Raw genomic sequence first — 26022 nt, 5'->3', positions numbered from 1 at the left:
CATGCGCACTATCCGGAGGTTTCGGTTCCATGACTGTCCCCCTGTGGCTGTGGATCGCCACGATCGGTGGCCTGCTCGCGTTGATCGCGCTCGACCTGGTCATCGTCGACCGCAAGCCGCATGAAGTGACCACGGGGGAAGCCGCTCGCTGGGTGATCTTCTACGTGTCGTGCGCGGTGCTCTTCGGGGCCGGCGTGTGGATCTTCGCCGGGCACGACCCGGGCGTCGAGTTCTTCACCGGCTACATCACCGAGTACTCGCTGAGCGTCGACAACCTGTTCATCTTCATGATCATCATGGCGTCGTTCAAGGTGCCCGCCATCCACCAGCACCGCGTGCTGCTGGTCGGCATCCTGCTCGCGCTCGGCATGCGGAGCGTCTTCATCGCCGTCGGCGCCGCGCTCATCGAGCAGTTCGTCTGGGTCTTCTTCCTCTTCGGCGCGGTGCTGATCTGGACCGCGATCAGCATGCTGCGCGGCAAGGGTGAGGAAGAGGAGTACCACGAGAACGCCGTCACCCGGCAGGTCCGCAAGATCGCCCCGGTGACCGACGACTACCACGGCCACCACTACACGGTGAAGCTGAACGGCAAGCGGATGATCACGCCGATGCTGCTGGTGATCGTGGCCATCGGCTCGGCGGACCTGCTCTTCGCGGTCGACTCGATCCCGGCGATCTTCGGCATCACGCAGGAGGCGTTCCTCGTCTTCACGGCCAACGCGTTCGCGCTGATGGGCCTGCGGCAGCTGTACTTCCTGCTCGGCGGCCTGGTGACGAAGCTGGTCTACCTGAGCTACGGCCTCGCGGTGATCCTGGCCTTCATCGGCGCGAAGCTGTTCCTGCACGCGCTGCACGAGTACCACGTGGTGCCGGACTGGCTGGACATCAACAACTGGATCTCCCTCGGCGTCATCATCGTCGTGCTGACGATCACCACGGTGGCCAGCCTGGCGAAGGCGCGGCGGGACGAGCGCAAGCAGGTCGCCGCCTAAGTCCCGACCAAAGTCGTTCGCACGGCTAAGGATTTCGGGTACGGTCGAGGCGTGCGCCCTGTCGACATCGAAGCCCTCGCCGTCCCCGGCCGGCCCGCCCTGCGCGGGAACCTGCTGCTCACCGCGCTGACGAAGCCCGATCTGAAGACGAACGCGGCGGACAGCTCGCTGCGGCGCGTGTCGCTCGACGGCGGCGAGAGCGCGTGGACGCACGGTCCGCGCGACTCGGCGCCCGCGATCTCGCCGGACGGGCGCTGGGTGGCGTTCCTCCGCGCGGGGGCGGGCCAGGGCGCGGACGGCAGGCCGCAACTGCACGTCATGCCGGCCGACGGGGGTGAGGCGCGGCGGCTGACTTCCCTGCACCTCGGCGTCGGCGAGCCGGTGTGGGCGCCGGACTCGCGGCGGATCGCCTTCACCGCACGCGTGCCCGAAGCCGGCCGCTACGGCACGGCCGACGCCGACGACGAGACGCCGGAGCCGCCCGCCGAGGCGCCGCGCCGGATCACGCGCATGGACTACCGCATCGACGACGTCGGCTTCCTGCGCGACCGGATGCAGCGGCTGTTCGTCGTCGACGCGCTGGCCGAGGACGCACCGGAGCCCGAGCCGCTGACCGGTGACGGCTTCGACGCCACCGGCCCGGTGTGGACGCCGGACGGCACCCGGGTGGTCTTCACCGCGCCGCCGGACTGGGGTGCGGCCGAGAGCGACTACCGCGACATCTGCGCGATCCCGGCCGAAGGCGGCGAGCCCGAGGTCCTCGTGCGGGGCGAGGGGTTCGCCGAGCGTCCGGTGTTCGGCGCCGACGGCACGCTGTTCTACTACGGGCAGTCCTTCGAGAAGCACCACGAAGCCGCGATGACCGGGCTGTACGCCGCGACCCCGGAGTTCGGCGCCGGCCCGGTGAAAGCCCGCCGGCTGACCGACATCGAGACGGTCGACTGCGAGGCTTCGGCGGGTCCGCCGGCACCGCGCGGGGACGACGTGCTCGTAGCCGTCCGCAACCGGGGCGCGGTGGAACTGCGCGCGGTCCCGGCCGATGCCGTGGACGCCCCGCTGACCGACCTGCCGGTGGTCTACGCGGACCAGGCGGTGCTCCGGTCGTTCACCCTCGAAGGCCCGGTGCTGGCGGCCGTGATCGCGACGCCGTCGTCGGCGGGTGACGTCGTGCTGCTCAGCGCCGGTCCGAAGGTGCTGACCGACTACTCGAAGCCGTTGCGGGACAAGGGCCTCCGGCCGATGATCGAGCTGGACACCACCGCTCCGGACGGCTACCCGGTGCACGGCTGGCTGGTGCTGCCCGAGGGCGACGGCCCGCACCCGGTGCTGCGCGTGGTGCACGGCGGCCCGTTCACCCAGCAGGACTGGGCGGTGTTCGACGAGGCCCAGGTGTACGCGGCCGCGGGCTACGCGGTGGTGCTCGGCAACCCGCGCGGGTCGGCGGGCTACGGGCAGACGCACGGCCACGCGATCACGCACGGCTTCGGCACGGTCGACGTCGACGACGTCCTGGCGCTGCTGGACAAGGCCCTCGAACGGCCGGACCTGGACGCTTCCCGGGTCGGCATCATGGGCGGCTCGTACGGCGGCTTCATGACGAGCTGGCTGGCCGCGCACCACGGCGAGCGCTTCAAGGCGGCGTGGAGCGAGCGCGCGGTCAACGCGTGGGACTCGATGGTCGGCAGCTCGGACATCGGCTACTTCTTCGTGGACGCCTACATCGGCTCTTCGCCGGAGGTGCAGCGCGAGAAGTCACCGCTGTACCACGCCGAGCGGATCAAGATCCCGTTCGCGGTGGTGCATTCGGAGCAGGACTGGCGGTGCCCGCTGGAGCAGGCGCAGCGGATGTTCGTCGCGCTGCGGCGGGCGGGCGCGCCGGCGGAGATGCTGCTGTTCCCCGGAGAGGGGCACGAACTGACCCGCTCCGGCCGGCCGCGGCACCGGGTGCAGCGCTTCGAAGCGATCCTGGAGTGGTGGTCGCGGCACCTGTGAGCGTGCACCAGGTTGCGGCCCATGGCTGACCTCGGAGATGTCGCCTGGCCACCCGCGCCGATCCGGACCGAGCGGCTCGTGCTCCGCGCGTCGCAGGCGCGGGACCGGCCGGTGTTCGTCGACCTGTTCGCGTCGCCGGAAGTGGGCACCTACCTCGGTGGCGCGCGGCCGCGGGACGAGCTCGAGCGCGCGGTGCCCGAGGTGCCCGGGCAGCGCCCCGGCCTGTTCGTGGCCGAACTCGCCGGGGCGATGATCGGCATGGTCACGCTCGACCGGCGCGACGAGGAGCACCCGGGCCACTTCCGCCCCGACGTCGGCGAGGTCGAGCTCGGTTACCTCGTCGTGCCGGAGGCGTGGGGGTGCGGGTACGGGGCCGATGCGTGCGCGGCGGTGCTCGGGTGGTTCGACGACGCGCTGCCCGGCGAGCCGGTGGTGCTCACCACCCAGACCGCCAACGCGGCCTCGATGCGCCTCGCGGCGAAGCTGGGCTTCACCGAGGTCGAGTCGTACGAGGCCCACGGCGCCGAGCAGTGGTTCGGCGTGCGCTTCCCGGTCAGTTGAGCAGCGTGTAGTTCAGCTCTTCGCAGACCCGGCCCAGCGGCACGTCCAGACCCGGGTGGTCCAGCGGCAGCAGCACGTCCGGCGCGATCGGCAGCGCCGCGCCCGCCGGCGGGTCCCACAGGCAGATCGCCGGGTCGCCGGAGTCCATCGAGGACCGGTACCAGAGGCCGTCGAGGTCGCTGAACGCGCCGCGGATCGCGCGGGCCCAGGCCTGCGTGAGCTTCTTCGGGCCGCTCGAGATCTCCTGCGACGCACCGACCCGCGTCGGCCACAGGCTGGTCAGGTCGAGCAGCCGCAGCGTGCGCGTCGGGCGGACGACGACCAGGCGGGGGCCGCGCGTGCGGCGGTCGACCGTCGAGCTCGTCTGGAAGACCTCGGCCACCGACGTGCGGACCGTGAGGCCGAAGTAGAGGACCCCGTTCGCGGGGTCGGTGACCGGCGCGCCGCCGCGGCCGGGCGGCTGCTGGTCGAACCGGCCGTGCGGGAGCGGGCCGGTGTAGCGGAACGAATTCCACTGCTGGGGGTGGTTGCCGTGCGCCGTGAAGATCCGGACGAGCCTGGTCGCGGGCTGGACCGTCACCACGTCGTTGGCGCGGTTCAGCTGCCGGACCAGGACGGATCGGGCGGGCGGCAGCGGTAGCCGGGCCATGGGTCGGGGGTGGTCCGTCCTTGTCGGTGATCTTGCTCGGGGACGCTCCAGCCTAGAACGGCGAGCCGAGCGTGGCGATGAGGCGGGCGATGTGGTCCGGGTCACCTCCGGACAGGAGCCACTGCCTCGGGGTCGCGGGGTGCTCGTTGATGACGAGGTCGGGCTGCGGCGTGCTCATGAAGGCGGCGACGACGAGCGCGGGCTGGTCCGGGGGCAGCGCCTTGAGCACGACCTCCAGGCCGGGCAGCACGCCCGAGCCGGCGAACTGCCACGCCGGGAGCCGCCAGCCGCCGTCCTTCCAGCCGGTCAGCCGGCCTTCCTTGAGGCGGTGCCGGATGCGGCTGTCGTCGACGCCGAGCGTGCGGGCGGCTTCGTTGACGCTGAGCGCGCCCTCGGCGAGCACGGCGTGGGCGGCGACGGTGCGCGCCCGGTAGTCCGGTTCGCCTTCGCGGTGGGGCGAAAGGTCGAGGCCGACGTCGGTCAGCGCGGCGCGCTGGTCGGCGGAGAAGTAGTGCGAAGGGTCCGGGTTCGGCGGCGAGAGTCTGCGCGCCGCGTCTTCGACGAGATTCAGGAACTCGTTCGCGTCGACTTTGAGACCCGCCTTGGCGAGGATGTTCTCCAGCGCTACCGACATGGGATTCAGGCTAACCCGAAACAGCGCGCGTGTGCGGGTTCGTGCGGGTTCGTGCCCTACTTGTGGGGGAATTCACCAGAGATCGACACTTACCGCACATTACGCAACACGTTGAGTAGGCAACTTCCGTAAGTCTGCCCGCATCGGACGACGTTGTCCAGGCTTGACAGTGCGCTCCCGGCATCTTACGTTCCGTGTGAGTAAACGATTTCCGCTCCGTGCTCACAGGATCCGGCGGGTGACGCCGGCCATGGGGGACACAGGGGGTGGGGCGTGCCTGGGGGGCCTGGCACGAGCCGGCCCCCCCAGGCACGTCGTTCCGCCCTTCAGCGGCGAGAGCTCTTCCGCTCGATCAGGCGCGCTTCGAGTGTCGTGGTCGTCGCTTCGCGGCTGCTGTCGGTGATCCGCGCGAGCAGGAGCTGCGCCGCCACCCGGCCGACCTCGTACGCCGGCTGGGCGACCACGGTGAGCGGCGGGTCGATCAGCGTCGTCCACGGCGCGTCGTCGAACGAGACGATGCCGACGTCCCGGCCGGAGCGCAGGCCGCGGGACGAGAGCGCCTCCAGCACGCCGATGGCCATCGTGCTGTTCGCGACGAGCAGCGCGTCCGGCGGCGTCGGCTCGTCCAGCAGTTCCAGTGCGGCCAGCCGGGCGCCTTCCGCGCGGTACTCCGCCCGCCGGGCGAGGACGTTCGCTTCGCCGACGACGTCCGCGTAGCCGGCCAGGCGGTCGTCGGCCGTGCGGACGCCCGCGGGCCCGGTCAGGCAGCCGACCCGGCCGTAGCCGCCCGCGAGCAGGTGCCGCGTCGCCTCGGCGGCCGCGTGCCGGGTGTCGACGAGGACCTGGTCGCCCGCGTCGGCCGGCAGCGGGCGGTCGACGGCCACCAGCGGGGTGCCCTGGCGCCGCAGGCCTTCGACGTTCGTCGAGCGGCCGGTGGGCGAGAGCACCACCCCGGCGACGCGCTCCTGAAGCGCGACTTCGATGTAGCGCCGCTCCTTGTCCTCGTTTTCGTCGGAGTTGCAGAGGACGACCGAGTAGCCGGAGCGCTGCGCGAGGTCTTCGACACCGCGCGCGATGGCCGTGAAGAACGGGTTTTCGACGTCGGAGATGATCAGCGCGAGGACGGCGGTCTCCTGCCGGCGCAGGTTCCGGGCCAAGCCGTTCGGGTGATACCCGAGTTCGGTGGCGGCGGCCTGCACGCGCGCGGCGAGCGTCGGGTCCACAGTGGACTTCCCGTTGAGCGCGCGCGACACGGTCGCCGTGGAGACGCCGGCCCTCGCGGCGACGTCGCTGATGGTGGCCACACGCCCTCCCTGATCATCCGTCGAGGGGAGAATAGCGCTCTCGGTGGTCGTTTACCGTCCGCTTACCTCCTGCGATGGCGTCCCACTTCCGGTTGTCCGCGCGGGTTACGCCGAACGGAGCCGGTCACGCTCCGCCGTGTCCACAGTGGAGGATCCACGGAAGTAGGCCCGCGGGGTGAGCCCGGTGAGGGCCCGGCAGTCCCGGCTGAGATGAGCTTGGTCGGAGTACCCGGCGGCGACGGCCAGTGCGGCGAGCCCGTGGACGCGCGGAGCGAGGGCGACGGCGCGTTGGAACCGGGTGACGCGGAGGTAGGTGGCCGGGCCGTACCCGACGGCCTGCACGAAGCGGCGCCGCAGCCGCCGCTCGCTGACCGCGAAGGGACGGGCTGCTTGCGCGGTCCGGGTTGGGTCGGTTCCGGGTCGGCTGAGTGCCGCTGCCTGCGCGGTCCGGGTTGGGTCGGTCTCGGGTCGGGCGAGTGCCGCCGCCTCCGCGGGCCACGCCGGGTCGGTTCCGGGGCGCCCGAGCGCGGCAGCCTGCGCGGTCCGGGTTGGGTCGGTTCCGGATCGGGCGAGTGCTGCCGCCTCCGCGGGCCACGCTGGGTCGGTTCCGGGCCGGGTGAGTGCTGCCGCCTCCGCGGGCCACATCGGGTCGGGTCGGCTGAGTGCCGCCGCCTCCGCGGGCCACGCCGGGTCGGTTCCGGATCGGCTGAGTGCTGCCGCCTCCGTGACCCGGGCCGCGCCTGCGTCGAGGTGGGCGATCAGCGCCGCCACCGCCGGGTCGGGTGCCGGGGCCTCCGCCAACCGCGAAGCAACCGCTTGCGCCAACGTCAGTTCGCCCGACAACAACCGCTCCGCCACCAACTCGCCTTCACGCCCCCACAGCTCGGCCAGCGGTACCCGCTGGTCGCGCAGCTCGTCCGCCGCCACGCCGAGGACCGCCGACGCGCGGCCCGGCCTGAAGCGGATTCCTCGCAGCTCCGCCCGCGGTGCCGTCGCCGAAGACCACGCCGACGTGTCCGGGCCCGCGACGAACACGCCGCCGTCGCCGGCGACCAGGTCCAGGCAGCCGTCCGGGACGATGCGCTTCGGGCCCGTCGAAACCGACCTCCACACGCAGCGCGCCACGCCCGCCAGCGGCCCGGGCGGTGCCGCCTCTTCGTACATACTCCAGATCATGCACCCGGGCACCGACAAAACCATCGACTCACTGGCCTGGATCCACGTCCGCGACCGCCGGCTGCTGTCCGTCCGCTCCAGCGGGAAAGCCAAGTTCTACCTCCCCGGCGGCAAGCGCGAGCCGGGCGAAGGCGACGTCGGCGGCCTCTGCCGGGAGATCCGCGAGGAGCTCGACATCACCCTCGACCCCCTCAGCTTCCGCTTCTTCGCCGCCCTCGAGGAACAGGCCGACGGGTTCGCCGACGGCCGGCTCGTGCGGATGACCTGCTACACCGCCGACCACGACGGCGTGCCGACGCCCTCGCGCGAGATCGCCGAAGCCGCGTGGCTCACCTCGGCCGAGGCGGACGTGTGCCCGCCCGCCGGCCGGCGGGTCCTGCGGATGCTCGCCGAAGCGGGACTCGTCGACTGAGCCACCCGTTTGGGTGAAAGTTGGACATCTCGCGAATCACGGCTAACGCGCAGTGAGGTCACGGCGAGATGTAGACGACGCACTCGACGGAAGTGCGCCCGACGAGAGAAGACCTCTCCATGGGTGTTCCCACCGCGACCGAGCCCGCCGCGACCACGTCCCGCCGTGACTGCACGGGCCGGGCCAGGTCGGCCGGAAACGTCGTGGTCGTCCTGGGCGTGCTCGCCGCCGCCTTCGCGGTGACGGCCTACGTCGTGCCGCGGTCCTCGCGCGGGCCGGTCAAGGAAGAGCCGGTGGCCGCGCCGGTCGCGCCGGCCGCGGTCCGGACGGTCAGCCACTCCGTCGTCTACGAGCTGCTCGGCGCGCACGGTGCCCGCAACGTCACCTTCGCCGCCGCGGGCTCGGTCCTGACCCAGACCGCCGAGGTCACGACGCCGTGGTCGACGGAGTTCACGCGGGTCGGCCCGGTCGGCCGCACCGAGTTCTACAGCATCGCCGCCCGGAACCCCGGGCCCGGCGAACTGCGCTGCCGGATCCTCGTCGACGGCGTGGTCGTCGCCGAGAAGGCCGTGTCCGAACCGGGCCGGCTCTTCAGCTGCGCCGTTTGACGGCACCATGGGCGGCGTGACCAACGCCGCGATCACCTTCGGTCCCGCCCTCGTGGTGGTCCTGGTCCTGCTCGCCATCGTCGGCGCCGCCGTCGTCCAGGCCGGCGGGCTCGGGCCGGGACGAGCGGTGCTCATCGCCGCCGTCCGGGCCGTCGTGCAGCTCGCCCTCGTGTCCCTGGTGATCACGGCCGTGCTGCGCTCGACGCCGCTCACCGGCCTGTTCGTGCTGCTGATGTTCGCCATCGCCGCGGTGACGTCCGCGCGTCGCGCCGGGACCTGGGCCAACCTGCCGTGGACGGCGCTGGCCATCGCCGCCGGGGTCGCCCCGGTGCTGGCGCTGGTGCTCGGCGCCGGCGTGGTCCCGCCGAAGCCGATCGCGGTCGTGCCGATCGCCGGCATCGTCATCGGCGGCGCGATGACGGCGACGTCGCAGGCCGCGAGGCGGGCCCTCGACGAGCTGAAGGCCCGCCACGGCGAATACGAGGCCGCGCTGGCCCTCGGGTTCATGCCCCGGCCGGCCGCGCTCGAGATCTGCCGCCCGTCGGCCGGGCACGCGCTGATCCCGGCGCTCGACCAGACGCGCACCGTCGGGCTCGTGACGCTCCCGGGCGCCTACGTCGGCGTTCTGCTCGGCGGCGCCGGGCCGATCCAAGCGGGGTTGACGCAGGTCCTGGTGCTGATCGGGCTCCTGGCCGCGGAAGCCGTCTCGATCCTGGTGACGGTCCAGTTCGTCGCGGCCGGGAAGCTCAGCCGAGCGGCGTAGCCAGGTGCGCGGTGTCGTTGAAGCGCCGGATGATCCAGGTGTCGCCGTGCAGCACCAGGTGCGAGACCGAGCCGTTGTCGGCGCCGAGGAAGGCGAACCGCTCGACCGAGCGGCTGGCCTGCGCGAACACCTCGCCGATCACGCCGCCGTGGGTGAACACGGCGACGCGCTGGTCGGGGTGCGCCGCGGCGATCCGCGTCAGCGCGCCGCGCAGCCGGGCGCCGAACCGCTCGTCGGACTCCGCGCCCGGGATGACGTCCCAGCGCTGTTCGGTCCACAGCCGCTCGACGATGGGGTGGCCTTCGGCCGTGTACTTGCGGAAGAGGCCGTTCTCCCAGTCGCCCAGGTGGATCTCGCGCAGGTCCGGCTCGACGACCGGGGTGATCCCGAGCTTCCCGGCCAGCGGCGCGGCGGTCTCCGCCGTGCGGCGCAGCGTCGTCACGTAGATCGCGTCGATCCGCTCGCCGGCCAGCCGGTCGCCGACGCGCCGGGCGTGGTCGCGGCCCTCGGGCGCGAGCTCCGGGTCGCCCTGGCCGTCGACCAGGGTGAAGGGGTTGTCGCCGCGGGCCGGAGCCGATTCCCCGTGCCGCACCAGGAAGATCTCCGTCGCGCCCGGCGGCGGGCTGAACCGGTGCTGGCGGTATTCGATCTCCTGCTCGGGGGTGCTCATAACCCCGACCCTAACCGAGTTGCTTGTCCACGAAACACCACCGCCACGTCTCGCCCGGCTCGAAGCTGCGCATCACCGGGTGGCGCGACTCGTGGAAGTGCTGGGTGGCGTGCTTGCGCGGCGAGGAGTCGCAGCAGGCGACGTTGCCGCACTTCAGGCACATCCGCAGGTGCACCCACGTCGTGCCTTCGGCGATGCACGCGGCGCAGGTGTCCGGCGAACTCGGGTCCTTTTCGACCCACTCGTGGGCCAGGTGCTTGCACGACCCGGCCGTCGCGGCCGGGGTGCGCAGCTCGCGGCCTTCGATGTCCGGCTCGGCCTCGTCGCGGTCCAGCATGGATTCTTCGATGTCGAGCCGTTCCAGGACCTTGCGCAGGACGTCGTCGTCGGCGCTGCCGCTGTCGCGGGCCTTCAGGAACTGACGGCGCTCGACGTCGAGCAGCTCCAGCCGCAGCCGGCGGTAGGCGTCGCTCGGCGTCTCGGCCAGCGCGCTCTGCCGGCCGAGCTGCTCCCACGCCGAGTCGGAGCGGTGCTGCAGCCGGTCGCGCAGGCGCTGGATGATCTCCGGCGGGTCGTCGGGCTGCCGGATCTCCTCCAGCTTGGCCAGCGCCGCGCGGGTCATGTCGTGCAGGACGGCGGCCTCCTGCAGCGCGTCTTCGGCCGGGTCGGGCCGGGGCAGCCGCAGGCGCCGGATCAGCGGCGGCAGCGTCATGCCCTGCACGGCCAGGGTGCCGGCCACGACGACGAACGCCGCGAGCACCAGCACGGCCCGCTGCGGGGTGTCGGCGGGCAGGACGAACGCCGCCGCGAGCGTCACCACGCCGCGCATGCCCGCCCAGGCGATCACGGCCGAGTAGCGCCACGGCCAGATCTTCGCCCGGGGCTTGTCCGGCAGGAAACGCCGTTCGACGCGCTTCACCGTGCCGATGCCGATCATGTACAGGATCCGGGTGACGATCGTGGCGCCCAGCACGGCCACGCAGATCCAGACGAGCATCGGCAGCGACACCCCGCTGTCGCCGACCTCGGCGAGGATCCGCCGCAGCTGCAGGCCGATCAGCAGGAAGACCATGTTCTCCAGCAGGAACTGGATGGTCTGCCAGTTCAGCCGGGACGCCAGGCGCGTCGAGCCGGAGAGGATCTGCGGTGCCTTGTGGCCGAGGATGAGCCCGGCGATCACCACCGCGAGCACGCCGGAGCCATGGATCGCCTCGGTCGGGATGTAGGCGATGAACGGCACCGCGAACGACAGCGCGGTGTCGAGCACCGGCTCGTTCAGCCGGGCGCGGATGAACGCGGCCGCGAACCCGACGGCGAGCCCGACGACCGCGCCGCCGATCGCGGCGCGCAGGAAGTCGGCCCCGACCTGCCACAGGCTGACCGAGCCGGCCAGCGCGGCGATGGCCGTGCGCAGCGCGACCAGCGCAGCCGCGTCGTTGAACAGGCTCTCGCCTTCGAGCAGCCGGATCAGCTTGCGGGGCATGCCGACCCGGCGGGCGACGACGCTGGCCGCGACCGCGTCCGGCGGGGCGACGACCGCGCCGAGCGCGATGCCGCCGGCCAGCGGGAGACCCGGGATCACCGCCCAGGCGACCAGCCCGACGCCGAAGGCGGTGAACACGACGAGCCCGACCGACATCAGGCCGATCGCGCCGCGGTTCTTCCGGAAGTCGACCAGGGACGTCTGGATGGCCGCCGAGTACAGCAGCGGGGGCAGCAGGCCGAGCAGCACGACCTCGGGGTCGAGGTGGTACTCCGGCACGCCGGGGATGTAGGACGCGACGACGCCCACGACGATCAGGCACAGCGGGGCGGACCAGTCGAGCCGCCGCGCCGCCGCGCTGACGACGAGGACCGTCACGACCAGCGCCACTATCTCTGCCGCGATGTGCACGGGGTAATCATTACCCGTCCACCGCGGCGGGTGTCACCTGGCCAGCTCGGTGAGCACTTCGGCGACCAGCTGCGTGTCCATGTACTCGGTGATCTCCCGGATCCGGCCGCCGTCGAGCCGGAAGACGAAGCAGTACTGGTTGTCGTAGCGCCGTCCGGTCTTGGTGGCGACGCTGCCCCGCGTCTCGACCACGACGACGTCGTCCTCGGCGACGAACCGGCTCGCGGTGCTCGTGTAGGTGCCCTCGAACTGCTCGCCGAGCGGCCCGAGCAGGTCGCGGCGGACCGCGTCCTTGCCGCGGAAGCTGCCCGACCAGCTGTTGTGGCCGCTGACCGTCCAGGTGACGTCGTCGGCCATCGCGGCGAGCAGCGGCCGGATGTCGCCGGCCGCCCAGCCGTCGAACGCCGTCTTCAGGAGCTGCTTGTTTTCGGCTGCGCTCATGGTGCCCAGTCAACACGCTGGAGCGCGCTCCAGGGCAAGCTCCTAGGCTGGGTCCGTGACGACGGTGGAGACCGCGGCCGGCGCCCTGCGCGGGTCCGCGGGGGACGGGACCAGGACGTTCCTCGGCGTGCCCTACGCCGAGCCGCCGGTGGGGGAGCTGCGGTTCCGCGCGCCCCGGCCCGTGACGCCCTGGTCCGGGGTCCGTGACGCGACGAAGTGGGCCGCCCGGGCGCCGCAGCCGGAGCTGACCGGGCGCGGCTTCACCGGCGACGAAGACTGCCTCTACCTGAACGTCTACGCGCCCGCGTCGCCCGGTTCGTACCCGGTGCTCGTCTGGATCCACGGCGGGGGCGGCGTGATGGGCGCTCCGCACCAGTTCGACGCGTCCGCGTACGCGCGGCGCGGCGTGGTCGTGGTGACCGTCGCCTACCGGCTCGGCGTGCTCGGCATGCTGCACCTGCCCGGCGTCGCCGACACCAACCTGTCCCTGCGGGACCAGGTCGCCGCGCTGGAGTGGGTGCGCGACAACGTCGCCGCGTTCGGGGGCGATCCGGGCCGTGTGACGCTGGCCGGGCAGTCCAACGGCGGGCGCACGGCCGGGACGCTGCTGGCCGTGCCCGCGACGCGCGGGCTCGTGCACCAGGCGATCGTGCAGAGCGGCACCGGCGTCGGCTCGGTCGTGCACACCCCGGCCGAAGGCGCGGCGATCGCCTCGGCCGTTCTGTCCGAGCTGGACGCTGCTCCCGGTGATCTCGCCGGTCTCCCGGTGAGGCGGATTCTCGAAGCGCAGCAACGGGTTTCTGCGGTTTCGGGGACCAAGGTGACCTACCGCGTGGTCGTCGGGGACGAGCTGCTGCCTTCGCGTCCGCTGGACGCCGTCCGCCAGGTCCGGTTGCTCATCGGGACGACGGCCGACGAGGAGGACCTGTTCAGCTGGCTGCAGTCGGGCGGCGCGAAGCTCCTGGGCGTCGGCTCGACGATGCTGGACGCCGCCGCGGTCGAGAAGGCCGTCGCGGCGTACGCCGGGCTGCTCGACTGGCCCGAGGACCAGGTCCGCAACCGCGCGCTGACCGCGGGGGACTGGTGGATCCCGGCGATCCGCTTCGCCGAGAAGCAGCGCGACGCCTGGATGTACCGCCTCGACTGGCGGATCGCCCCGCGCGGCCGCGGGCTCGGCGCGCCGCACGGGCTCGACCTGCCGCTGGTGTTCGACGACATCCGGAACAAGAACTGGCGCTTCCTGTTCGCCGGCCGGACGTTCCCGGCCGAGCGGATGCAGGCGATGGCGACGGAGATGTCCGGCGCGTGGGTCCGCTTCATCGCGACCGGCGACCCCGGCTGGCCGCGCTACACGACGGCCGACCGCGTCACGCGCCTCTTCGACGACGTCTCCACGACGGTGTCCGACCCGGACCGCGAGCAGCGTCTCCTCTGGGACTGAGCCGGGGCGGCCGCGAGACCGCCCCGGCTCGGACCTAGACGGTGATCTTGTCGACGTTCGGGCCGCCGTTGGCGGTCGTCGCGGTCGCCTTGATCTTGTTCGCCCCGGCGAGCAGGGAGACGGGCACGGTGACCGTCTGCCAGGTGTCCCAGCTGCCCGTGCCGCCGAACGCCACCGCCGACGCCACCTTTGTGCCGTTGACCGTGATGTCCATCGGCCGGTTCACCGTGGTGCCGTTGGCGAACCGCAGGACGACGTTCGCGGCGCCCGCCGCGGCCGCGTCGACCGTGAACTCCACCGCGCTGCCGGTCGCGTTCGTGTAGTCCACGAACCCGGTGCCGGTGAAGCCCGCGTGGTTCGAAGCCACCGTGGCGTTCGACAGCGTGGCGTCCTCGGCCTGGTAGTCCACCGGGTCGGCCGGGCCGGGGCCGGTCGTGCCGTCCGCCGGGATCGTCTTCGTCCCGGTGTTCCAGCCCGCGACCCGCACGGACGGCTTGGCGCCCTTGAGGTCCGCGGTCCGGTAGGTCGCCGTCAGCGTGGTCGACTCGCCGGGCCAGAGGCTGACCTGGTTGTCGGTCCACCGCACCGGCAGCACCGGCGCGCCCGCCGCGCCGAGGACGTGCGCGTCGACGAAGAACGCCGGCACCTTGGTCGCCGAGCCGTTGGTCAACGTCACCTTGGTCGTCGTGGTGCCGTCGCCGTTGGTCGTCGACGTCGCCGTCGAACCGAGGGACACCTGCGCCAGGCCGGTCAGCCCGGACAGGTCGGCGTAGGCCGACTGCGGCGTGTAGTACCAGTCGCTGGAGCCCCAGTTCAGCGTGTCGGCCTTGGTGGACAGCCAGTAGACGTTCCGGCTGACCTCCTTGCCCGCCGAGTCCGTCAGGACCAGCTTCGCCAGGTACGTCGTCGACAGCCCGCTCACCGAACCGAGGGTCAGCGCGGTCGTCTTCGCGCCGTCACCGCCCACCGAGACGCTCTTCGACTGGGCGAACTTCTCCGTGCCGTCGAGGTTGTAGAGCTTGACGGACGCGGTGAGGTTCGACGCCGCGTCGTGGTTGTGGTTGACCACCACGACGGACTTGGTGTCGTAGGAGTACTGGATGTGCAGCGGCTCGTTCGCCTTCTTGGCCCCGAAGTACGAGCCGTTCTGGTCCAGGTAGGCGTCGAAGAGCTGCCAGTGCAGCGACGTCCAGCCGCTGTTGAGCATCCAGTAGATGATCCCGGTGGCCGGGTTCGAGCTGTCGCTGAAGTTGCGCGAGTGCGACTCGAACTCGGCGCGGACGTTCTCGTACTGCGCCAGCTGCGCCTTCCGGACGAAGTCGTCCAGGCTCGCCGGCTTGCCGTAGCGCGCGGTGAGCGCGTCGCCGAAGAGCTTCAGGTTGGCGAACGTCGAGGACGACGACCGGTGGTACTGCGCGGTTTGCGGGCTCTTCCACATGGTGTCGAGCTCGCTCGAGGACATCATCCGCTTGAGCGTGTCCATCGTCGGGATGTCCGGCCCGGCGCTGGTCTCGGAGTTGAAGCTCCACGCGCCGCCGAGGTCGCTGTGCGCTTTGTCGTACCAGTAGTTCGGCGGGACGTAGTCGTACGGGCCGTTCATCTTCATGCCCGACGAACCCAGTTGCGGCGACGACTTCGCCGACGCGGCCGGGACCACCGGCGTGGGCCAGTCCGCGGCGGTGAGCGCGTCGAGGTAGTTCTTCTCGATCGTCGCGTCGGGTGCGAAGTCGCTGCCGATCAGGAACGAGATGACGCTCGGGTGGTCGCGCAGGCGCTCGGCCTCCGCGGTCATCGACGCCTTCGCGACCGGGTAGTCGGCCGCGGTCCAGGGGTCACCCTTCTCGTCGCCGTTGACCTGGCCTTCCCACTTGTCGCAGCACTCCCAGCCGGGCAGCGTCAGCACGCCCATCCGGTCGGCGAGGTCGAAGAACTCGTCCGGCTCGATGTGCCCCTCCAGGCGCACGGTGTTGAGCCCGAGGTCCTTGACGTAGGCGAGTTTGTCCGCCGCGTACTGCTCGTTCCAGCGCAGGAACAGGTCCGGCGAGTAGCCGCCGCCCTTGATCAGCAGCGGGCGTCCGTTGATCGTGTACGACCGGCCGCCGCTGGAGTTCTTGTTCGCCGTCACCGTTCGCACGCCGAAGGTGGAGTGCGAGGTGTCCGACGCCGTGCCGCCGACGTTCGCCGTCAGGTCGAGGTCGTAGAGCGGCTGCCCGCCCATCCCGGCCGGCCACCAGACCTGCGGGTTGTCGATCCCGACCACGCCGAAGGTGACGGTCTTCTTCTCCTTGGCCGCCAGGGAAACCGTCTGGCTGATCGGCTGGCCCGCGACCGTGCCGGAGACCGTCGTGCTCACCGCGCTCGCCGAGTCGTTGCGGACGTCGGCCTTCACCGTGAGGTCGGCGTGGCTCAGCCCGGTCAGCTTCGTGACGACGTGCCCGCCGCGCAGGGCCACCGCGCCGCTGCGCCGGACGAGGACGTCCCGCACGATGCCCATGTTCTGGTCCGGCGGGGTCTGCGCCCAGTCGATCCAGCCCATCGACAGGTCCTTGTCCGGGTCGTTCGGGTAGACCTTGAACGCGACGCTGTTCGTGCCCGCCTTGACCTGCGCGGTGATGTCCAGGTCCTGCCGCGTGTAGGCGCCGGTGACCTGCGCCTTGTCCGCGATCTTCGTCCCGTTGACCCAGACGTCGGCCTTGGACAGCACGCCGCTGAAGTCGAGGTAGGTGCGCTGGGTGGTGTCGGTGACCGTGAGGTCGGTGCGGTACCACCACGGGACCTTGAAGTCCGCGGTCGGCACGTTCTTCATGTTCGTCGAGTAGAACGGGTCGGCGTACTTGCCGTTGGCCAGCAGTCCGGCGTAGACGGTCGACCGCGGGCCGACGGGGTACCAGCCGGCCGTGTTGTAGCCGGGCTTCGAGACCGCCGAGTCGTCGCCGACCTGCGCGGACGTCTGGATCAGGAAGCCGGGGACGGCGGTGGCCGGCGCCGCGGCGGTGACCACCGCCCGCTCCTGCCCGGTCGCCGCCGGGACCGTCGCCCCGCTCACCCCGACGGCGAGCACCGCCGCCACGAGTAGGGTCCTTCTTCTCTGCCGATAGCTCACTAGCGCGCCTCCTAGGCACCACGGCGGCGTGGGGGACCATCGTTAGGGAACTTTCCTAACAATTGCGGACGATCGTAGCGGCCCGGTCACCCGGAGAACAGGGGCGTTTCGGTCAGACCCGGGCAGTCCGCCACGCCGCCGCGGCGCGCAAGGCCAGGAGAAGGGGCAGCGAGCCGTCTTCCCAGAGCCGCTGAGGAAGTGCTTCGCTCAGCGGGACACCACCGGCGAGCGCGGCGCCGACCGCGGCGAGGTCGACGTCGAAGAGCGTCAGCCCGGCGCTGTAGAGGCGTTCCCCGCTGACCGGGCGGCGCGCGGCGACCTCGGCGCTGTCGACCGCCAGCTCGGTGACGCCGAAGAACTCCGGCTTGGCGCCACGTTCCATCCAGCGCGCGAAGCCGACCAGCTTCGTCGAGCGGAGGTCTCCGGGCTCGAGGCCGCTCTCCTCGCACAGCTCGCGTTCCATCCCGGCGCGGACCGCGGTGTGCAGCAGCCGCCGCGTGCCGCCGTCGGGCGTGCGCAGGTCGCGCGGTTCGAGCGAGCCGCTGCCGGACGGCGCGAGCAGCAGCCCGCTCACGGCGTTGAGGGAGGACTGCCGGACGGTGACCAGCTTGCCGTCGGTGGTGAAGGCGACCGTCGAGACGCCGACGAGGTCGGCCAGCGTGCTGCTGCTCAGCTCCCGCAGCGCACCGTCGGTGTCGGTGAGCTCGGCCTTGCGCAGGTCGTACTCCTCACCGGTGTCGGCGCGCGTGATGCGGAGCGCGCCGAGCTCGTTCGTGCAGACGGCGTCGAAGAACCGGGCCCGGTGCAGCCGGATCGGCGCGGGCCGCGCACCGGCGGCGGGCAGCGGGTCGCCGCGCATGCCGACGATCGGGCCGTTGAACAGCAGGCGTCCCCGGGCCCGCAGCGGGAGCACGTGCGGCGCGGTCGCCCGCAACGCGGGAGGCAGCCGGTAGGGCTCCTCGGCGACGGCGATGGTGTGCCGCTCCGCCCACAGCTCCCGGTCGATCGCGGCGCTGACCAGCGCGGTCCCGCGAGCGGGCACGGCGAGGTAGTCCGCCGCCGGGTAGCCCGACGGCGGCGGCAGTTCCGCGGTCGGGAAGGGCGCGGCGATGGTGGTGAACTCGAACCCGGCCCAGCGGCGGCGCAGCAGCCGCACGTCACGGGCGAAGGTGGCGACGCCGAGCGCGAGGGCAACGATCGAGAGCACCACACCGACGGCGCTCGGCAGGATGGTGACAACCCCGAGCACAACCCCGAGCCCGGACGCGGCGAGCGGCCATTCCCGGGCGCCGACGAAGCCGAGGTAGTCCGCCTTCGCCCGGGCGCGGCGCGTCAGTTTTCCCATCGCCGCCCTGTTTAGCACGGCGATGGTGGTGCGTGGGGCGGGTCTCGGCGACTCGGCTGGTCAGGCTTCCGCGTCGAGGTAGACCCACTGGCCCTCGACGCGGCGGAAGCGGCTGTTCTCCTCCAGGAAGCCGTCGCGGCCGCGGTGGTGGTAGTGGGCGCGGAACTCCACCGTGCCTTCGTTGTGCAGCAGTCCGCCGCCGGTACGGCCGAGGATCTCCAGCCGCGTCCACTCCTGGCCCGCGTCGAGCGTCAGGCGGCGCGGGCGGGTGTCCGGGTGCCAGGTGCGCAGCAGGTACGCCGTGTCGCGGACGGCGAACGCGCTGAACCGCGAGCGCATCAGCAGTTCGGCCGTCGGGGCCGCCAAGCCGCCGTCGTGGAACCGGCCGCAGCAGGCGGGGTAGGACTCGGCGAGGCCGCACGGGCACGATGCGGGAGGCACCCGGGAAGTGTCCCACGTCTGTCCATTGCGGACTAACCCGCGTTGACCGGCTTCCCGGTTTCCCGCGCCTCCTGGGCCCCGCGCACCGCGAGCCGGTCCGCTCGCTCGTTCTCCGGGTGGCCCGCGTGGCCCTTCACCCACAGCCACTCGACTTCGTGGCCGCCGACCGCCGCGTCGAGGCGTTGCCAGAGGTCCGCGTTCTTCACCGGCTCGCGCGACGCCGTCAGCCAGCCGTTCTTCTTCCAGCGCGGCAGCCACTGCATGATGCCGTTGCGCACGTACGTGCTGTCGGTGTACACGCGGACCTGCGACTTCCGGGTCAGGCTCTCCAGCGCGCGGATCGGCGCCGTCAGCTCCATCCGGTTGTTCGTGGTCGGGGTGGCTTCGCCGCCGTACAGCTCGCGCTCGTGGCGGCCGTAGCGGAGCACCGCGCCCCAGCCGCCCGGTCCGGGGTTCCCGCTGCACGCGCCGTCGGTGAAGATCTCCACGTCCACGCGCAGACCCTACCCGTCCCGGCCCTCGCCCCCGGCCGCCACGCCGGGTTACGGTGAACCTCCGGAGCGAAGCGGGAGTCGCGGCGATGAACGGGCACGACGACACGGCGGAGGGGGCGCTCCTGGCCTACCTCGCCGACGCCGATCGCGAGTACCTGCTCGCGCGGGGCACCCGGCGCCGGTTCCGCGCCAACGACGTCGTGCTCATGGAAGGCGACCCGTCCGACCACGTCCACGTGCTGGTGTCCGGCTGGGTGCGCGTCTCCTCGATCGTCGAGGACGGCCGCGAGGTGCTCTTCGGGCTGCGCGGCCCCGGCGAAGTGCTCGGCGACCTCGCGGCCGTGACCGGGCGCCCGCGGACGGCGTCGGTGCGCGCGATCGAACCCTGCACCGTCTTCCAGCTGACCGGCGCGGAGTTCGTCGACGTCCTGCACACCCGGCCCGCCATCGCCATCGCCACGATCAAGACCGTCGCCGCGCGGCTGCGGGCCGCCGAATCGGCGCGCATCGACTCCGCAGCGTTCGACGTCAGCCGCCGCGTCGCCGTGCACCTCGTCCGGCTGGCCGAAGAACACGGCCGGACCGTACCGGAGGGCGTGGTCATCGAGGCCGCGCTTTCGCAGGAGGACATCGCCGCGCAGATCGGCGCGGCCCGGCGTACCGTCGCACGGGCGCTGCGCGTACTGCGGGAGCGCGGGATCGTCGAGACCGGCCGGCGCCGGATCCTGATCCGCCGGCTGCGCGTCCTTCGCGCGCTGGCCCGTTCTGAGCCGAACGGCACACAAGGCCCGTGACAACCGGCATCTGACGGACGCCGCCCCGCCGTGATTCTGGAACCCGGCCGGGAAAAGAAACGGATGCCACCGGCCGGATTCCTTTCCGGGTGAGAACGGGGAAATCGGTCTTCGCCGCGTTCGCGGACGGTGCCGTCGCCGGATTCCCGGCGGCCACCGGATACGCGGCGTTCCGTGGCCGCGCTCCGGTCTTCGCCCGGGCTTGGGCGCAGCGATGAGGAGGTGTGTGTGATGGAGAGCCACTCGATCTGGGCGCTGATCTTCGGCGTGAACTGACCCGCGGCAGCCCGGCCGGCCGGCTCGTGGGGGGCCGGTCGGCCGGGTATTCCGCGAATGCGGGTGTCCGTGATTTGTCATGCCCCCGGGGAACCGCGGTTGGTAGCGTTGGCCGTCATTTCCGTCGCGGTGCCGGAAGGGGGTGGGATGACGCCGGAGGCCTTCCCGTTCGTGCGCGAGCTGAACGAACTGCGCCGCGGCCGCGGGCTCGACGCGGCCGACCTGCACCAGCGGATCGGCCCCTGCCTGCGGGAGGCGTGCGAGATCACCGAGGCCGACCAGCCGAGCGCGGCCCGGCAGAAGCTCGTGCTGCGGCTCACCGAACTGTGCGGGCGGCTGCCCGCCGACCTGCGGCTGGCCGCCCTCGCCGCGTTGGGCCTGCACGAAGAGGCCGCGGGGGAGTTCCTCGACCGCCGGATCTCGTGGCTGGCCAGCGTCCTGGACCGCGACCCGCGTACCGCGCGCCGTCGCATCGACCTCGCGTTCCGCAGGCTCGAGGAACTGCTCAGCGCCCCCGCGGCGCCGCGTGACCTGCACCCGCTCGCCGGCTGGTACGTCGAGTCGATGAAGGCCATGCTCCGGCTCGACCGCGACCCACCGGACCTGCAGGAGGAACGCCGCATCGTCGCGGAGGTCGACGAGCTCGACGAGCTGGTGCTCTCGTTCAGCGTCCCGGCCGAGCCGGGCCGCGACCCGGTCCCGGACATCACCGCCGACGTCCTGTTCGGCGGGGAGATCGTCGAGGCGCGCCAGGTTTCGGTGAGCCACGCGCAGTTCGTCATGCGGTTGCCGAGCCCGTTGCGGCTCGGCCAGCGGCACGAATACGGTATCCGCTTCGCGCCGCGGCGCACGTCGCTGCGGCCGTACTACGTCATGACGCCGTTGCGGCGCTGCGAAGAGTTCTCCGTGCGGGTCCGGTTCGACCGCTCGGCCCCGCCGTCCCGGGTCTGGCGGCTCAACGGCGTGCCCGGCCGGGTGATCGACGACGGCGTCGACTCCGGCGACGCTCTGACGGTCAACCGCGTCGGCGAGGTCGGGCTCGAGTTCCACGAACTGCACCAGGGCCTGAGCTACGGCCTCCAGTGGTCCTTCGACGCCCGGGAGGACTGAGCAGGTCATGCGCACCGAGCCGGTGACCGCGACCGTCGTCCGGATCGGGATAGTCGCCCCGAGCCGCGGCGGCACCGCCCGCGCGGTGCACCTCGGCGCCACCCTCGACGGAGTGCTGGACGAGGTGTTCGACCACGTCCCGGTGCCGTACCGCAGCCCGACGTGGTTCCGCCGTCCGGAAGGGGACAGCACGACCCTGGTCATCCCGCCGACCGTGCCGCTCGGGTGGCTCGCGACCGGGCTGACCGGCCTGGTCGACGACGCGCTGCGCCGCCGCAACCGCCACCTCAACGAGTTCGGCAGGCTCCGGCTGCGCCTGGCCGCCGACCAGGGCGACGTCGTGCTGCGCCCGCCGCACTTCGGCGGCGCCGCGATCGCATTGGCGGTCTGGCTGTGCGAGTCGGGGGAGCTGAAGGCGGCGATGGCCGCGGCCCCCGAGCGGGACCACCTGCTGATCGTCTCCGACCGGTTCCACTCCGCGCTGGACCCGGCGGGCTTCCGGCGGGTCGTCGTCCCGGCCGGTGGCGAGCGGGAAATCGCGTGGCTGCGGACGGGTCCGGATACTGGGACGTGGAATACCGGCGCGGACGACGGGTTGGCACCGTCGTAGCCGACGGGAAGGGCCTCGCGATGAGCACGTTCACCCAGGACTGGCAGGACTGGAAGACCCGGCGCGAAACGGACCTCGCCGCGCCGCACGGCTGGCTGGCGCTGGTTTCGCTCGACTGGCTGACCGACGCCCCGCGCGAGTACCCCGGCATTCCCGGCCGCTGGTGGCAGGACGCGGACGCGGCGTACGTCGACCCCGCGGGCGCGTCGCTCGTCTTCGACGGCGCCCCGGTCACCGGCGTTCGGCGGTTCGAGCTGGTCAACAGCGGCGCGGGTACGCGGGTGCTGGCCGGCGACGTCGAGATCGAAGTCGCGCGGCGGTCCGGGTACCTGATCCGCGTGCACGACCCGAAGGCCGAGGTGCTGCGCGAATTCCACGGCGTCCCGGCGTACGAGCCGTCGCCCGGCTGGGTGGTTTCCGGCCGGTTCGAGCCGTTCGACGAGCCGCGGCCGACCACGGTGGGCGCCGTGGTCGAGGGCCTCAGCCACGTCTACACGGCCCCGGGCGTGATCCACTTCTCGTGGGACGGCGTGCCGCACGCGCTGACCGCCTTCAACGGCAAGGGGAGCGGGTTCAACATCCTGTTCACGGACGAGACGAGCGGCGTCACGACGTACGCGGCGAACCGTTCGCTGCCGGTCGCGGAACCGGCGGCGGACGGCTCGGTGACGCTGGACTTCAACCGCGCGACGAACCTCCCCTGCGCGTTCACGGACTTCGCGACGTGCCCGCTGCCGCCGGCCGGCAACCACCTGCCGTTCGCGGTGGAGGCGGGGGAGAAGATCCCGTACGAACGCGGTTAGTGGGCCACGTCGATGACGACGCGGTTGGGCCCGGTGAGCGTGAAGACGTTCACCGCGGTCCGCGACCGCACGCCGAGCCCGACGGAGAGGTGCCCCTCGAAGTCCCCGGTGACGGCGACGGCCATGACGTTGCTCAGGTTCCGCGTCCGGAACTTCTGCGCCCCGGTGTAGGTGGGGCTGCCGGCGGCATCGTGCGCGGCGGCGGGCGTCGCGGTGACGTCGACGAAGTACTGCCCGGTGAGCCAGACGACCTCCCCGCTCGGATCGGCGGTGAGCTCGTCGGTGAGCCGGTAGCTCACGGCGGGCGCCGGTCCCGCCGTCAGGTCGAGGACCACCCGGTCGAACGTGGGGTTGTTCCCGGTCCGGATGGTGGTCATGGCGGGAACGACGGGCGCGGCGGCTTGCGCGGGAGTGACGGCGATTCCGCATCCGGCGAGCAGCAGCGTGACGGCGGCGAGCGCGCGTCGCACGGGTCTGGACATGATGGGCCTCCTGGCGGGAGAGAACCGGTGGAAGTCCCAGCGCTGGGTTCGTGAGGGACGCCCGGTTCGTCCCGGGAGTTGCCCCGGCGTCCCTTATCGTTACCCGGCTGCTCCGAACGGGGCGGTCGCGACGCGGCGCGGGGCGGTCCCCCGAATCCGCGCCGGAACCGCTATCCTCGTGCCGGGCAAGGCGCAGGCCCCACTCCGAGCCGCAGGCATCCACGCTGCTGGTGGCATCGAGGACAAGACGTCTCCGACTCAGCGCCTGGTTCGCCCGACCTCGTCCGAGGGGCGTGGAACCTCGCGGAGGACGTCGTGGGTGAAAACGCACGCAAGCCGCGGACGAACCGCGCGCGCCGTCGGCAGGCCAAGGAGTACCAGGCAGCACACGGCTGCTCCTACCTCGAAGCGCTCCGGAAGATGCCCCCGCGCAAGGTGACGGTTTCCGGCGATCGGCGCGCGCTGGCCCGGTTCATGCTGCGGGCCGTCCGCTGCGGCAATCCGCGGTGCGGCCTTCCCCTTTGGAGCGGCGGGAGCGGGAGCCTGCGTGCCATGGGGCAGCTCGCGCACATCCGGGCGCTCGCTCCCGGCGGAGTCCGGTACGACCCCGCCCGCTCACGGGACGTCCTCGAAAACCTGATCGTGTTGTGCAGCAACTGCCACTGGTGCATCGACCGGGACGAGGACGACTACCCGGCCGAGCTGCTGCAGACGTGGCAGCGGGCGCAGCTGGCCGACCTGCTCCGGGAGTCCGCGGGATGACCGTGTCGTGGCCGGCGGTGTCGCGCGCTTCCGAAGCGGTTCTGTTCTGCTCGGCGGCCGTCTACCTGGCGATGATCGTGTTCGCCGGGTCCGTCGCGATGCTCACCGCGAAGAAAGCCCGTCGTGAAGCGGCGATGGAGGTGCTCCGGATGCTCCTCCGGCGTCGCCACCGCTGAGGGGGCGCCGGGCGCGGCGCCCCCTCGGAAAGCTCACCAGCCGCGCTCTTGCCACTCCTTGAGCTTCGGCCGCTCCGCGCCCAGCGTCGAGTCGTCCCCGTGGCCCGGGTAGAACCACGTCTCGTCCGGCAGCTCGGCGAAGATCCGCGACGACACGTCCCCCAGGAGCGACGCGAAGTCCTCCGGCGACGTCGTCCGGCCCACCCCGCCGGGGAACAGCGAGTCCCCCGTGAACAGGTGCGGATGACCCGTGGGGTCGCGGTACAGCAGCGCGATCGACCCCGGTGTGTGGCCGCGCAGGTGGATCACCGACAGCGTGACCTCGCCCACCGTCACCGTGTCGCCGTGCTCCACGAGGAAGTCCGGGGGGACCGGCAACGGCGAGGCGTCCAGCGGGTGGGCCGCCGTGTTGGCCCCGTTCGCGCCGGCCACCGCGCCCAAAGCCTGCCAGTGGTCCTGGTGCTGGTGGGTCGTGACCACCGTGCGCAGCGCCGGCCGGTCGGGGCCGTGGCCGATCAGGTCCGAGATGCGCTCCGGGTCGTTCGCCGCGTCGACGAGCAGCGCCTCGTTCGACGACCGGCACACCAGCAGGTACGTGTTGTTGTCCATCGGGCCGACGGACAGCTTGGTGATGGTCAGCGCGTCCAGGGTGCGGCGGGCGGCGTCGCCGCCCGGGTCGACGTGCCCCGTGTAGGTCTCCACGATGTTCACCGTGCACACGGTAGTCGTTTCGCTCCAAGCGGTTCCACCCGCACAAGCGCGCGGCCGCCCCGCAACGTAGGCTCTTCGGAGCCCCCGCCAGCCGACCTCAGGACGATCTTGCCCCCCTCCCCGACGCCGCGCCGGATCAGCTGGGACCTGCTGCGGGTCGTCGCCGTCTTCGCGGTCATCCTGGGGCACGTCACCCACCAGGGCGCTCTCCTGCACCCGGAGCTCACGGGGTACCCCGTGCGGGTGACAGCGCAGTTCGGGGCCGCGATCCTGCTGGTGATCTCCGCTTTCTTCGTTTGCGCCGGCCTCCGCAAGGGCAACCCGGGCCGGTGGCTGTGGAACCGGGTCGCGCGGCTGGTGCCCGCCTACCTCGTCGCCGTCCTGGTGACCTACGTCGTGACGCGGTACGCCGCCATCTCCTTCAGCGGCCTGCCCTACCCGCCCGGCGTCACCGGGTTCCTGTTCGGCGTGCCGCAGGGGCCGCCGTCGAACCCGTCGCCGTGGTACATCCCGACCTGGCTGGACCTGGTCACCAACCTCGGCATGGTGCAGGAGTGGGGCGTCCGCTCGGGCACCTTCTACTACCTCGACGGCTCCTACTGGACGCTGCCCGTGCAGCTGCTGGCCTTCACCGGCGCGGCCCTGCTCTGGCCGCGGTCGTGGCGGACGCACCGGCTGACCGTCGCGCTGCTGTGGGCCCTGATCCTCGTCCCGCTCGCGCTCCGCTTCCTCGTCTTCCCGCCGGGAGCCGCGAGCCAGCTCACCGAAACCGTCTTCTACGGCCTGGGACTGCACCGCCTGCACGTCTTCGCGATCGGCGTCGCGATCTGGCTGTGGTCGAAGGGGCGCCTCGCGCACTGGCACATCGCCCTCTTCGCGGCCGCCGCCGTCGCGGCGCAGGACCTGCAGGTGTTCCCGTTCCACACGGCGCTGCCGCAGGACGCCGAGCGCTGGCCCTCCACGATCGGGTTCGCCGTGCTCCTGCTGCTCGTCTGCCTGGCCGCCCGCGGCCCGGACTGGCGCTTCCCCGGCCTCGCGCGGGTCGCCCCGGCCGTCACCTGGATCGCGGGCATCTCGTATGGTCTGTATCTGGTGCACCAGGAACTGGGTTACGTCCTGGCCCGCGCGCTCCTCGACCTCGGCCTCCCCGGCTGGTTCCGCCTCCCGCTGGTCCTGGCCGCCGTCGTCCTCGGCGGCTGGGCGGTCACCGCGTGGGTGGAGCGGCCGCTCCACCGGTGGCTCACCACCCGCCGGAAGCCGGAGAAACCGCAGGTCGAAGGCTCGGAACCAGTTTCTGTCGGTGGTGGCTCGTAGCATGGGAGCGGCCGCCCGTGCAGCCTCCTACCGGGCCGGCTACCGCAGCTGAGAATGACACTGA

27 protein-coding genes are annotated in these 26022 nt (G+C 72.1%); 14 read left to right on the top strand and 13 right to left on the bottom strand.

The genetic code is table 11. The features are described 5' to 3' along the window. The first annotated feature begins 29 nt into the window (after positions 1–29). From ACWEN0_RS34115 to ACWEN0_RS34105, 3 genes are read left to right on the top strand one after another with little or no spacing between them, the layout of a single operon-like run. On the top strand, positions 30–992 hold the full coding sequence (locus tag ACWEN0_RS34115) for a TerC family protein (protein WP_451983103.1): 963 nt from the start codon (positions 30–32) through the stop codon (positions 990–992). 51 nt (positions 993–1043) lie between these two features. After that, the gene (locus tag ACWEN0_RS34110) at positions 1044–2984 is read left to right on the top strand and encodes an alpha/beta fold hydrolase (RefSeq protein WP_451983100.1); all 1941 of its coding nucleotides are present in this window, start codon (positions 1044–1046) and stop codon (positions 2982–2984) included. A gap of 21 nt (positions 2985–3005) precedes the next feature. Next, a complete protein-coding gene (locus ACWEN0_RS34105; RefSeq protein ID WP_451983097.1) occupies positions 3006–3545 on the top strand; it encodes a GNAT family N-acetyltransferase in 540 nt (179 codons plus the stop codon). On the opposite strand, the gene ACWEN0_RS34100 is transcribed toward ACWEN0_RS34105, so the two are convergent. The 4 genes from ACWEN0_RS34100 to ACWEN0_RS34085 all read right to left on the bottom strand — a co-directional run bounded on the left by ACWEN0_RS34100 (position 3538) and on the right by ACWEN0_RS34085 (position 7296). After that, positions 3538–4194: an RES family NAD+ phosphorylase gene (locus tag ACWEN0_RS34100; RefSeq protein WP_451983094.1), complete on the bottom strand. Its 657-nt coding sequence runs from the start codon at positions 4192–4194 to the stop codon at positions 3538–3540. The genes ACWEN0_RS34105 and ACWEN0_RS34100 overlap by 8 nt on opposite strands. Positions 4195–4246: 52 nt before the next feature. After that, positions 4247–4828, bottom strand: a complete 582-nt coding sequence (locus tag ACWEN0_RS34095) for a DNA-binding protein (RefSeq protein ID WP_451983091.1) — start codon at positions 4826–4828, stop codon at positions 4247–4249. Positions 4829–5154: 326 nt separating this feature from the next. Continuing rightward, positions 5155–6132: a LacI family DNA-binding transcriptional regulator gene (locus ACWEN0_RS34090; RefSeq protein ID WP_451983089.1), complete on the bottom strand. Its 978-nt coding sequence runs from the start codon at positions 6130–6132 to the stop codon at positions 5155–5157. A 105-nt stretch (positions 6133–6237) separates the two neighbouring features. Beyond that, positions 6238–7296 (bottom strand): helix-turn-helix domain-containing protein, encoded by a 1059-nt coding sequence (locus ACWEN0_RS34085; protein WP_451983086.1) that lies wholly within the window; start codon positions 7294–7296, stop codon positions 6238–6240. Positions 7297–7306: 10 nt separating this feature from the next. Here ACWEN0_RS34085 and ACWEN0_RS34080 point away from each other — a divergent pair, with 10 nt between their 5' ends. From ACWEN0_RS34080 to ACWEN0_RS34070, 3 genes are all read left to right on the top strand, one after another. Beyond that, positions 7307–7720: an NUDIX hydrolase gene (locus ACWEN0_RS34080; RefSeq protein WP_451983083.1), complete on the top strand. Its 414-nt coding sequence runs from the start codon at positions 7307–7309 to the stop codon at positions 7718–7720. 119 nt (positions 7721–7839) lie between these two features. Then, complete coding sequence (locus tag ACWEN0_RS34075) at positions 7840–8328, top strand: MmpS family transport accessory protein (protein ID WP_451983080.1); 489 nt, start codon at positions 7840–7842, stop codon at positions 8326–8328. A gap of 7 nt (positions 8329–8335) precedes the next feature. Further along, complete coding sequence (locus ACWEN0_RS34070; RefSeq protein WP_451983077.1) at positions 8336–9091, top strand: ABC transporter permease; 756 nt, start codon at positions 8336–8338, stop codon at positions 9089–9091. Here the strand turns inward: ACWEN0_RS34070 and ACWEN0_RS34065 are convergent. Genes ACWEN0_RS34065 through ACWEN0_RS34055 form a run of 3 tightly spaced genes read right to left on the bottom strand, consistent with a single transcriptional unit; the run spans position 9075 to position 12096 of the window. After that, on the bottom strand, positions 9075–9761 hold the full coding sequence (locus ACWEN0_RS34065) for a histidine phosphatase family protein (protein WP_451983074.1): 687 nt from the start codon (positions 9759–9761) through the stop codon (positions 9075–9077). The two genes, ACWEN0_RS34070 and ACWEN0_RS34065, sit on opposite strands and share 17 nt — an antisense overlap. Before the next feature lie 10 nt (positions 9762–9771). After that, positions 9772–11655: a Na+/H+ antiporter gene (locus ACWEN0_RS34060; RefSeq protein WP_451983071.1), complete on the bottom strand. Its 1884-nt coding sequence runs from the start codon at positions 11653–11655 to the stop codon at positions 9772–9774. Between the two features lie 33 nt (positions 11656–11688). After that, on the bottom strand, positions 11689–12096 hold the full coding sequence (locus ACWEN0_RS34055) for a nuclear transport factor 2 family protein (protein WP_451983068.1): 408 nt from the start codon (positions 12094–12096) through the stop codon (positions 11689–11691). A gap of 55 nt (positions 12097–12151) precedes the next feature. On the opposite strand from ACWEN0_RS34055, the gene ACWEN0_RS34050 reads away from it, so the two are divergent. Next, positions 12152–13537, top strand: a complete 1386-nt coding sequence (locus tag ACWEN0_RS34050) for a carboxylesterase/lipase family protein (RefSeq protein ID WP_451983065.1) — start codon at positions 12152–12154, stop codon at positions 13535–13537. A 34-nt stretch (positions 13538–13571) separates the two neighbouring features. Here the strand turns inward: ACWEN0_RS34050 and ACWEN0_RS34045 are convergent, their stop codons facing one another. The 4 genes from ACWEN0_RS34045 to rnhA form a co-directional block, all read right to left on the bottom strand. Then, complete coding sequence (locus tag ACWEN0_RS34045) at positions 13572–16598, bottom strand: glycosyl hydrolase 2 galactose-binding domain-containing protein (protein WP_451983521.1); 3027 nt, start codon at positions 16596–16598, stop codon at positions 13572–13574. A 154-nt stretch (positions 16599–16752) separates the two neighbouring features. After that, positions 16753–17985 carry a hypothetical protein gene (locus tag ACWEN0_RS34040; protein WP_451983062.1) on the bottom strand — a complete coding sequence of 411 codons (1233 nt, stop codon included), beginning with the start codon at positions 17983–17985 and terminating at the stop codon, positions 16753–16755. Positions 17986–18045: 60 nt separating this feature from the next. After that, positions 18046–18426 (bottom strand): YchJ family protein, encoded by a 381-nt coding sequence (locus tag ACWEN0_RS34035; RefSeq protein WP_451983059.1) that lies wholly within the window; start codon positions 18424–18426, stop codon positions 18046–18048. A gap of 32 nt (positions 18427–18458) precedes the next feature. Then, positions 18459–18920 (bottom strand): ribonuclease HI, encoded by a 462-nt coding sequence (rnhA, locus tag ACWEN0_RS34030; RefSeq protein ID WP_451983056.1) that lies wholly within the window; start codon positions 18918–18920, stop codon positions 18459–18461. Between the two features lie 86 nt (positions 18921–19006). On the opposite strand from rnhA, the gene ACWEN0_RS34025 reads away from it, so the two are divergent. The 4 genes from ACWEN0_RS34025 to ACWEN0_RS34010 all read left to right on the top strand — a co-directional run bounded on the left by ACWEN0_RS34025 (position 19007) and on the right by ACWEN0_RS34010 (position 22513). Further along, a complete protein-coding gene (locus tag ACWEN0_RS34025) occupies positions 19007–19714 on the top strand; it encodes a Crp/Fnr family transcriptional regulator (protein ID WP_451983053.1) in 708 nt (235 codons plus the stop codon). A 423-nt stretch (positions 19715–20137) separates the two neighbouring features. Then, entirely contained in the window at positions 20138–21100 is a 963-nt protein-coding gene (locus tag ACWEN0_RS34020; protein ID WP_451983049.1) for a hypothetical protein, read from the top strand. A 7-nt stretch (positions 21101–21107) separates the two neighbouring features. Then, on the top strand, positions 21108–21710 hold the full coding sequence (locus tag ACWEN0_RS34015) for a hypothetical protein (protein ID WP_451983046.1): 603 nt from the start codon (positions 21108–21110) through the stop codon (positions 21708–21710). A gap of 20 nt (positions 21711–21730) precedes the next feature. Beyond that, positions 21731–22513, top strand: coding sequence for a DUF1684 domain-containing protein (locus ACWEN0_RS34010; protein ID WP_451983043.1), 783 nt, complete (start codon positions 21731–21733; stop codon positions 22511–22513). Here ACWEN0_RS34010 and ACWEN0_RS34005 read toward each other — a convergent pair. After that, positions 22510–22995: an AMIN-like domain-containing (lipo)protein gene (locus ACWEN0_RS34005; RefSeq protein ID WP_451983040.1), complete on the bottom strand. Its 486-nt coding sequence runs from the start codon at positions 22993–22995 to the stop codon at positions 22510–22512. The genes ACWEN0_RS34010 and ACWEN0_RS34005 overlap by 4 nt on opposite strands. Positions 22996–23310: 315 nt before the next feature. On the opposite strand from ACWEN0_RS34005, the gene ACWEN0_RS34000 reads away from it, so the two are divergent. Both ACWEN0_RS34000 and ACWEN0_RS33995 read left to right on the top strand, forming a co-directional pair. After that, positions 23311–23757, top strand: a complete 447-nt coding sequence (locus ACWEN0_RS34000; protein ID WP_451983038.1) for an HNH endonuclease — start codon at positions 23311–23313, stop codon at positions 23755–23757. After that, positions 23754–23933, top strand: a complete 180-nt coding sequence (locus tag ACWEN0_RS33995; protein ID WP_451983035.1) for a hypothetical protein — start codon at positions 23754–23756, stop codon at positions 23931–23933. Before ACWEN0_RS34000 ends, ACWEN0_RS33995 begins: the two co-directional genes overlap by 4 nt. Before the next feature lie 33 nt (positions 23934–23966). Here ACWEN0_RS33995 and ACWEN0_RS33990 read toward each other — a convergent pair whose 3' ends face one another. Continuing rightward, positions 23967–24644 (bottom strand): MBL fold metallo-hydrolase, encoded by a 678-nt coding sequence (locus ACWEN0_RS33990; protein ID WP_451983032.1) that lies wholly within the window; start codon positions 24642–24644, stop codon positions 23967–23969. A gap of 108 nt (positions 24645–24752) precedes the next feature. Here ACWEN0_RS33990 and ACWEN0_RS33985 point away from each other — a divergent pair, with 108 nt between their 5' ends. Continuing rightward, on the top strand, positions 24753–25958 hold the full coding sequence (locus ACWEN0_RS33985) for an acyltransferase family protein (RefSeq protein WP_451983029.1): 1206 nt from the start codon (positions 24753–24755) through the stop codon (positions 25956–25958). Positions 25959–26022: the final 64 nt, after the last annotated feature.

Source organism: Amycolatopsis sp. NPDC004378, assembly GCF_053602455.1.
The sequence above is the reverse complement of the archived record's forward strand: the minus strand, read 5'-3'. Positions and strand labels throughout refer to the sequence as shown.

Excerpts from the sequence above, each read along its gene's own strand:
- ACWEN0_RS34055 (WP_451983068.1), bottom strand. The coding sequence starts at position 12,096 with ATGAGCGCAGCCGAAAACAAGCAGCTCCTGAAGACGGCGTTCGACGGC.
- ACWEN0_RS34095 (WP_451983091.1), bottom strand. The coding sequence starts at position 4,828 with ATGTCGGTAGCGCTGGAGAACATCCTCGCCAAGGCGGGTCTCAAAGTC.
- ACWEN0_RS34065 (WP_451983074.1), bottom strand. The coding sequence starts at position 9,761 with ATGAGCACCCCCGAGCAGGAGATCGAATACCGCCAGCACCGGTTCAGC.
- ACWEN0_RS34075 (WP_451983080.1), top strand. The coding sequence starts at position 7,840 with ATGGGTGTTCCCACCGCGACCGAGCCCGCCGCGACCACGTCCCGCCGT.
- ACWEN0_RS33995 (WP_451983035.1), top strand. The coding sequence starts at position 23,754 with ATGACCGTGTCGTGGCCGGCGGTGTCGCGCGCTTCCGAAGCGGTTCTG.
- ACWEN0_RS34020 (WP_451983049.1), top strand. The coding sequence starts at position 20,138 with ATGACGCCGGAGGCCTTCCCGTTCGTGCGCGAGCTGAACGAACTGCGC.
- ACWEN0_RS34105 (WP_451983097.1), top strand. The coding sequence starts at position 3,006 with ATGGCTGACCTCGGAGATGTCGCCTGGCCACCCGCGCCGATCCGGACC.
- ACWEN0_RS34115 (WP_451983103.1), top strand. The coding sequence starts at position 30 with ATGACTGTCCCCCTGTGGCTGTGGATCGCCACGATCGGTGGCCTGCTC.
- ACWEN0_RS34080 (WP_451983083.1), top strand. The coding sequence starts at position 7,307 with ATGCACCCGGGCACCGACAAAACCATCGACTCACTGGCCTGGATCCAC.
- ACWEN0_RS34005 (WP_451983040.1), bottom strand. The coding sequence starts at position 22,995 with ATGTCCAGACCCGTGCGACGCGCGCTCGCCGCCGTCACGCTGCTGCTC.
- ACWEN0_RS34040 (WP_451983062.1), bottom strand. The coding sequence starts at position 17,985 with ATGGGAAAACTGACGCGCCGCGCCCGGGCGAAGGCGGACTACCTCGGC.
- ACWEN0_RS34085 (WP_451983086.1), bottom strand. The coding sequence starts at position 7,296 with ATGTACGAAGAGGCGGCACCGCCCGGGCCGCTGGCGGGCGTGGCGCGC.
- ACWEN0_RS34070 (WP_451983077.1), top strand. The coding sequence starts at position 8,336 with ATGGGCGGCGTGACCAACGCCGCGATCACCTTCGGTCCCGCCCTCGTG.
- ACWEN0_RS34015 (WP_451983046.1), top strand. The coding sequence starts at position 21,108 with ATGCGCACCGAGCCGGTGACCGCGACCGTCGTCCGGATCGGGATAGTC.
- ACWEN0_RS34025 (WP_451983053.1), top strand. The coding sequence starts at position 19,007 with ATGAACGGGCACGACGACACGGCGGAGGGGGCGCTCCTGGCCTACCTC.
- ACWEN0_RS34100 (WP_451983094.1), bottom strand. The coding sequence starts at position 4,194 with ATGGCCCGGCTACCGCTGCCGCCCGCCCGATCCGTCCTGGTCCGGCAG.
- ACWEN0_RS34010 (WP_451983043.1), top strand. The coding sequence starts at position 21,731 with ATGAGCACGTTCACCCAGGACTGGCAGGACTGGAAGACCCGGCGCGAA.